We start from the raw sequence: 6,563 nt of genomic DNA, 5'->3' as shown, positions 1-6,563 counted from the left end.
TGATTCCGACCGGCCGATGGGGTGCACCCGAACTGGTCGCGCGCTACTCCAATCTTGATCTCGATGACAACGCGGTAGCGGGTGGATCTTTTGAGAAAACCTATCTGGGTCTGAACTGGTGGGCCACTAAGCGCTGGAAATTCGGCATTGGCTGGGGACGTACCTGGTTGGATAAAAACGGCGTGACCGGCGTGACCGATGCGGTGCTCAGCCGCATTCAATGGGTATACTGAGCGCGACTATCTACTCTAGAAAAACTGACAAGGATCCATTATGAAACTGCGTAATCTGCTCTCTGCCGCCATCGTCCTCGCTGGTACCCCGCTGGCCAATGCACACGCCGATGAAGGCTGGGACTGGGGGCTGACCCCGTATGTCTGGGCAGCATCCATTTCCTCCGATTTGCGCGAGGATGCGCCGCCGGTCGGCAATGAAACCGACTTCAGCAACATCATCAGCAAAATCGATATGGCGTTCATGGGCCATGTGGAAGGCCAGGGTGATGACTTCGGTGCGTTCGGTGATGTCCTGTATCTTTCGATGGCCGATGATCGTACCGGTCGTTTCGCTCAGTCCGATGCCGATCTCGATGCACTGGTGTATGAACTCGCGGGTGTCTGGGCGCCGGGCGAAGTGCGCAACCAGGGACTCGAAGTGTTCGGCGGTCTGCGCCATATCGTGGTCGATTTTAATGTGGACATCGATCCGAACGCTGCACTGCTCAACACCTGGAATGTCGGCGTTGACCAGTCCTTCAGCGATGCCATGCTGGGCGCCCGCTACAAAGGCACCATCAGCGACAAGTGGGGTTATTCACTGCGTGCTGATGGGTCCTGGGGTGATACCGAGGGCACCTACAGCACCAGCATCGTTTTTGCCTACAGAACCGAGAGTGGCGGCGCCTGGAATTTCGGCTATCGCTACATGGATACCGAGCTGGCCGTAAAAACCACCTCGATTTCCCTGCAACTGCATGGCCCGGTTATCGGCTATACCTTCAACTTTTGATTACTTTAGACGGTGCTTCACAAACGGCGCTTCGGCGCCGTTTTTTTTGGAGCTCTATCGCCGCCTCGCTTGTTGATCTGAAGACGCAACTCGCGCGGCGTGCAGTTGAACCAGCGGTTGATGGCTCGTGTAAAACTGCTTTGACCAGAAAAGCCCAGTAGACAGGCCGACTCATGAAGAGAAATATTTTCGTTGGCGAGGTAGATGTGCGCCATGTTCTGACGCACATCATCGAGGATATCCGAAAACTGCGTGCCTTCCTCTTCAAGTCTGCGCTGAAAAGTGCGATCGGTCAGATTAAGCCGAGTCGCGATATCATTCCGGCTCGGCTCTCCATCCGGAAGAAGTTTGGCAATCAATCGTCGGGCTTGCTGGGTATAAGGGGATACGCCAAACTGCTGCATGCGTTGTTCGGCAAACCGGTCATGGATGGAGGCCAGGGAATCGTTAGCGGTGAGCAGCGGAATCGCCAGTTGCGCCTTGCTGAATTGCATCGAGACGCATTCGGCATCGAAAAAAATCGGACATCGGAATAAACGTCGGTAGATGGCCGGCCGGTTCGGGCTGCGGTGCGTGAATGCAATTCGCAGTGGATGCAGTTCCTGTCCGGTAATCCAGCGCAGGAAGTTCAATGTAAACAAAGAACAGAATTCATGAACCTGACGGACTTCCGGAAGTCGGGCATGTTGGAAGTGGATTTCGAAGCATTTTCCGTCTTCCGCAGCGATCAGGCGGGCACTGGTCGCGCTGGTGAGCGATCCGATGTAATTCGTACAGCGACTCAACGCGGCATCCAGGTTCTCGGCAGTCATCATCGAATAACCGAGGGCCCCGATCGCGGTGGGTTTGAAGGTGTTGGCAGCAGCCAGACCGAAATCGCGGTTTCCGGATTCCAGTGCCGCCGCATTGAGAAGATCGTAGCAGAGCTGGTCGGCAAGGGCGCCTTCCGGCACGTGCAGCATATCCAGATCGATGCCGACCTTCTGGGCCAGATCTAATCCATCCTGTCCCGAGCTATTGATGGCTTCCACCATGTAGCGTAGCCACATGGTGGACGTCATCGGCTTGAGCGTTTGAGCACTGGACATGGGTTACCTTTACGGAGGCGCGGCCAAGGGCAATAAATTGACCGTTAAGGCAAATACCATACGGCAAGACTCGACTACCATCAAGCTATAAAAATACCTATAAATCTATTTTTCAGGAGAAAATTATGAAGACATATCAATGGCTTGTTTCGGCAGTATTTTTTGCAGGCGTGGCCGCCGTTTCCGGCTGCAAAAAACAGCCCGCGGTCGATGGCGGATCGTCCACGGTTGCTGCCACGTCCGGCTATCAGTTCGAAAACGGCTACCCCAGCCGCGAAACGGCCGAGAAGCTGTACGACGAGATGGATTACCAGCGGGCAACGCAGGCTTATCTCTGGGCCTTGCCGGCGGTCGGCTACAAGGCCCTCTACGACGCCCAGAGCAAAACCTTCGGCGCCGCCAACGGCGATGTCGTGTTCTACCGTGACCTGAAAGACAAGGCAGGGATGCTGACCCCCAACATCACCACCCTGTATGCCTTCAGTTTCTGGGATCTGGCCAAGCAGGGCCCGATGGTGGTCGATGTGCCTGCCGGCCTGACCGCCGGTGGCGTCCTGGACATCTGGCAGCAGCCGATTACCGATATGGGTCAGACCGGGCCGGATAAAGGCGCCGGCGGCAAGTACCTCATTCTTCCGCCCGGCAGCGAACCGGTGACGGCTGACGGCTACTATGTGGTGCAATCCCCGAGCAATCAAGTCTGGTTCGGCACCCGTGGCCTTGACCCGGACAAGGCAGTGGCTGACGCGACCGTGCGCAAGCACCGCATTTATTCCTGGAGCCAGCGCGCCAATGCCCCGGAAACCAAATACCTTGAAGTCGGCGGCAAGGACTGGCAGTCGGCGCAGCCGAATACCCTCGAGTACTGGCGTCTGCTGGCCGAGCTGTATGCCAACGAGCCAGTGGCCCCGCGCGACCGCATGATGTTCGGCATGCTGAAGGCGCTTGGCATTTCGCCCGGTCAGGCATTCAAGCCGGATGCGCGCCAGGCCCGCATCCTCACCGAGGCCGCCAAGACCGGCGAGCTTATGGCCCGCACCATCGCCTATGAAAAACGCTTCGAAGGCGCGACCGTGTATCCCGGAAAACAATGGGAATACGCAGTCAAGTTCGATCTCAATCAGGAAGATCCGGAACAGACCCGGGTGCAGTTCGACGAGCGCGCCTCCTGGTTTTACGAAGCCATCGGCATGTCGACCGGCATGCAGGGCCGCATCGTCGGGTTCGGCCAGGTCTACCTGGAAACCTCGAAGGACAAGGATGGCAACTGGCTGGATGGTGGAAAAACCTACAAGATGCGTGTGGAGCCGAACCCACCAGTCCGACAGTTCTGGTCCATCACCCTGTATGACAACTTGACCCGCGGACCGCTGATCACCGACCAGGGTGCAGCCGACCTGAGCTCACGAAAACCGGATCTGGTCACCAATGCCGATGGCTCGGTCGACGTCTATTTTGGTCCGGAGCGCCCGGCCGGCGCCACCAACTGGATCAAAACCACGGCTGGCAAGGGCTGGTTTCCATACTTCCGATTCTATGCTGCGACTGAGTCCTATTTTGACAAGTCCTGGCAGCTCAATGATATTGAGCACTTGAATTGAGTGGCTCTTACACGCTTGCTGGACGATGACGAGCGCATGCATATCCGTTGTAATATGGTCAACAAATATCGTCAGGGGAGTAGTGTGTCCATGCGGAATAGTATTGCTTTTGTTCTCTTGAATCTGGCTGTATCCGGAGCATTGGCCCAGGATGCGGAAGCACCGAAAGCGGTCAACAACGGCACCGATCCGACCAAACTGCAGACCGTGGCCGAGGCCAAGTACGAATACCTCGATCTGCAGAACGGATTCAGCAGCGGCACGCTGCGCCTGAGTTATACCACGCCGCTGGATGAGGCACAGAGTTATGCCCTGCGCGTGCGTGTGCCGGTGACCTATGTCGATGTGCTGGGCGATGACGGCTACGACATCGGCGATGCCTCGCTGGAAATTTCCCATGTGTTCGGGCTGACCAAACAGCATGCATTCGTGGCCAAGGGCGAACTGATCTTCGATACCGCTGGCCGGCCCGAACTGGGCACCGGGCAGAACGTGTTCAAGGGCACCTTCATCTACGCTAAATTCCTGCAGGGCGGCAACATCTTCGCGCCGGCCTTGGTGCAGAGCAACAGTCTCTGGGGCGACGGCAACCGCCCCGATGTGAACACCACCACCATCGATTTCTATTATGTGCCCAAGTTGGCCAATCCGAAGAATCTGATTACCTACGATCCGGCCCTGAATTTCGATTGGGAAAACGACAAACAGTTCGCTAGCCTAGCGGTCACCTTCGGGCGCGTGCTCGGTCCGCAGTTAGGCGGCAATGGCATTCTGTTCGCCAAACCATCGGTGTATGCCGGCAGCGACAGGCCTGGAAGCTGGGGCTTGGAAGTAGGCTATAAAGTCATTGGTTTTTGAAGCCGGAAGCACACTCCGTTCACGGGAGCGTGGGTCAATAGAAGTATCAGGTTTATCGTCACCCGTCAGTTAACCTTAAGTTTTAGGAGCTATCGCAATGAAGACAAAGCAGATTTCGATCATGATTTCCCTCGCCCTGTCACTTATGGTCATCGCGGCTTGCAAGCCGAAGGCGCCTGCGGCTGAAATTCCGGCCAGCAGCGACGCTGCAACAACGCAGGCACCGGTCACGCCCGAAACGGGATATCCGGAGCGCGCCTATTTTGGCGATACGCACGTGCATACCGGGTGGTCATTCGATGCCGGCCTGGATGGTGCCGTCACCTCGCCCGAAGATGCCTTCCGTCTGGCAAGTGGCGCAGAGGTTACCTCGAATAGCGGCCAAATGGTTAAGTTACAACGCCCGCTTGACTGGATGGTAATCACCGACCACTCAGACGGCATGGGTACGATCAATGAAGTCCAGTCCGGCAACCCTGAAATGATTGCCGACCCATTCCTCAATACGCTGTATGAAGCCATGAAGGGCAACGATCCCAAGGCGCGCGGCGCCGCCGTGCTGGAAGTGATCAATCGACAGTCGAACGGCAATTTGCCGAAGCAGGTCATGGATCCGAAATGGATGGTTTCGGCCTGGCAGAAAACCGCAGCCACCGCCGATAAATACAACAAGCCCGGCACTTTCACCGCCATGATCGGCTATGAGTGGACCAGCAATGCCGGCGGCGGCGATAACCTCCACCGGAATGTCATCTATCGCGACGATGCCAGTTTCGCAAAACAGATGATTCCGTTCACTACTTTCCAGAGCGAAGATGCCGAAAAATTGTGGGACTGGATGGCGGCCTATGAGCAGAAGACCGGTGGCAAGGTGCTCGCCATTCCGCACAATGGCAATCTATCGAACGGACGCATGTTCGAGGAAACCCGCTTCGACGGTTCACCGATGACGGCTGAATATGCCCAGAATCGTCAGCGCTGGGAACGCCTGTTCGAGCTGACCCAAATCAAGGGCCAGAGCGAAAGTCATCCGAGCCTGTCGCCGGGCGATGAATTCGCAAGCTGGGATATGTGGGATACCGGCAATCTGAACGGCGTGGTCAAAAAGCCGGGCATGATCCGAACCGAGTATTACCGCGAAGCGCTGAAATCGGGGCTGCGGCTGGAAGCCAAGTTGGGTGCCAATCCGTTCAAATACGGCGCGCAGTCCGGTACCGATACCCATACCGGCCTGGCCACCGCGGAAGAAAACAATTTCTGGGGTAAGTTCAAAAATCTGGAACCGCGAGCCGGTCGTTGGCAGCCGGTGGTTACCGGCGGTCCCGGCCCCGGCGGCCATCGCGGATGGGAGCAGTCCGCAGCGGGCTACACCGGCGTCTGGGCCACCTCGAATACACGTGCCGCGATTTGGGATGCGATGATGCGCCGCGAAACCTTTTCCACCACCGGCCCGCGCATGACGGTACGCTTCTTCGGCGGCTATGATTTCGCTGATTCGGATGCCGCCGGTGATGTTGCCAAAGCCGGCTACAGCAAAGGCGTTCCGATGGGTGGTGATTTGAAAGCCGCGCCGGCCGGCAAGAAAGCAGGATTCCTGATTGCCGCCATGAAGGACCCCGATGGCGCCAACCTGGATCGCGTGCAGGTCATCAAGGGCTGGCTGGGTGCCGATGGCAAGACCCATGAAAAAATCTACGAGGTGGTCTGGGCCGGTGAACGCAAACCCGATGCCGCCGGCAAGTTGCCGCCGGTAGGTAACACTGTTGATATGGCCAAGGCGAGCTATGCCAACAGCATCGGTGCCGCACAACTGATCGCCCACTGGGCCGATCCCGATTTCGATCCTGCCCTGAAGGCGGTTTATTACGCCCGTGTTCTGGAAATTCCGACACCGCGTTGGACTGCATATGATCAGATGCGCTTCAAAGATAAAATGCCCGACAACATTCCAACGAGCCTGCAGGAGCGTGCATTTACTTCACCGATCTGGTATTCACCCAATTGAAGC

At 57.0% G+C, this 6,563-nt stretch carries 6 protein-coding genes; 5 read left to right on the top strand and 1 reads right to left on the bottom strand.

The genetic code is table 11. The features are described from left to right. Together ACIQ0Q_RS04815 and ACIQ0Q_RS04810 are read left to right on the top strand one after the other, a co-directional pair. Positions 1–233, top strand: a 233-nt coding sequence (locus ACIQ0Q_RS04815; RefSeq protein ID WP_395771813.1) for a porin, incomplete at its 5' end; no start/stop codon positions are given. 40 nt (positions 234–273) lie between these two features. Then, entirely contained in the window at positions 274–1,008 is a 735-nt protein-coding gene (locus ACIQ0Q_RS04810) for a hypothetical protein (protein WP_395770484.1), read from the top strand. 17 nt (positions 1,009–1,025) lie between these two features. Here ACIQ0Q_RS04810 and ACIQ0Q_RS04805 read toward each other — a convergent pair whose 3' ends face one another. After that, a complete protein-coding gene (locus tag ACIQ0Q_RS04805) occupies positions 1,026–2,096 on the bottom strand; it encodes an AraC family transcriptional regulator (protein ID WP_395771812.1) in 1,071 nt (356 codons plus the stop codon). Between the two features lie 125 nt (positions 2,097–2,221). Here ACIQ0Q_RS04805 and ACIQ0Q_RS04800 point away from each other — a divergent pair, with 125 nt between their 5' ends. The 3 genes from ACIQ0Q_RS04800 to ACIQ0Q_RS04790 all read left to right on the top strand — a co-directional run bounded on the left by ACIQ0Q_RS04800 (position 2,222) and on the right by ACIQ0Q_RS04790 (position 6,560). Then, positions 2,222–3,697 carry a DUF1254 domain-containing protein gene (locus ACIQ0Q_RS04800; RefSeq protein ID WP_395770486.1) on the top strand — a complete coding sequence of 492 codons (1,476 nt, stop codon included), beginning with the start codon at positions 2,222–2,224 and terminating at the stop codon, positions 3,695–3,697. A gap of 90 nt (positions 3,698–3,787) precedes the next feature. Further along, positions 3,788–4,555, top strand: a complete 768-nt coding sequence (locus ACIQ0Q_RS04795; RefSeq protein ID WP_395771811.1) for a hypothetical protein — start codon at positions 3,788–3,790, stop codon at positions 4,553–4,555. A 97-nt stretch (positions 4,556–4,652) separates the two neighbouring features. After that, the gene (locus tag ACIQ0Q_RS04790; RefSeq protein ID WP_395771810.1) at positions 4,653–6,560 is read left to right on the top strand and encodes a DUF3604 domain-containing protein; all 1,908 of its coding nucleotides are present in this window, start codon (positions 4,653–4,655) and stop codon (positions 6,558–6,560) included. Positions 6,561–6,563: the final 3 nt, after the last annotated feature.

It is taken from the genome of Arenimonas sp., assembly GCF_044348765.1.
GTDB lineage: Bacteria > Pseudomonadota > Gammaproteobacteria > Xanthomonadales > Xanthomonadaceae > Arenimonas.
The sequence above is the reverse complement of the archived record's forward strand: the minus strand, read 5'-3'. Positions and strand labels throughout refer to the sequence as shown.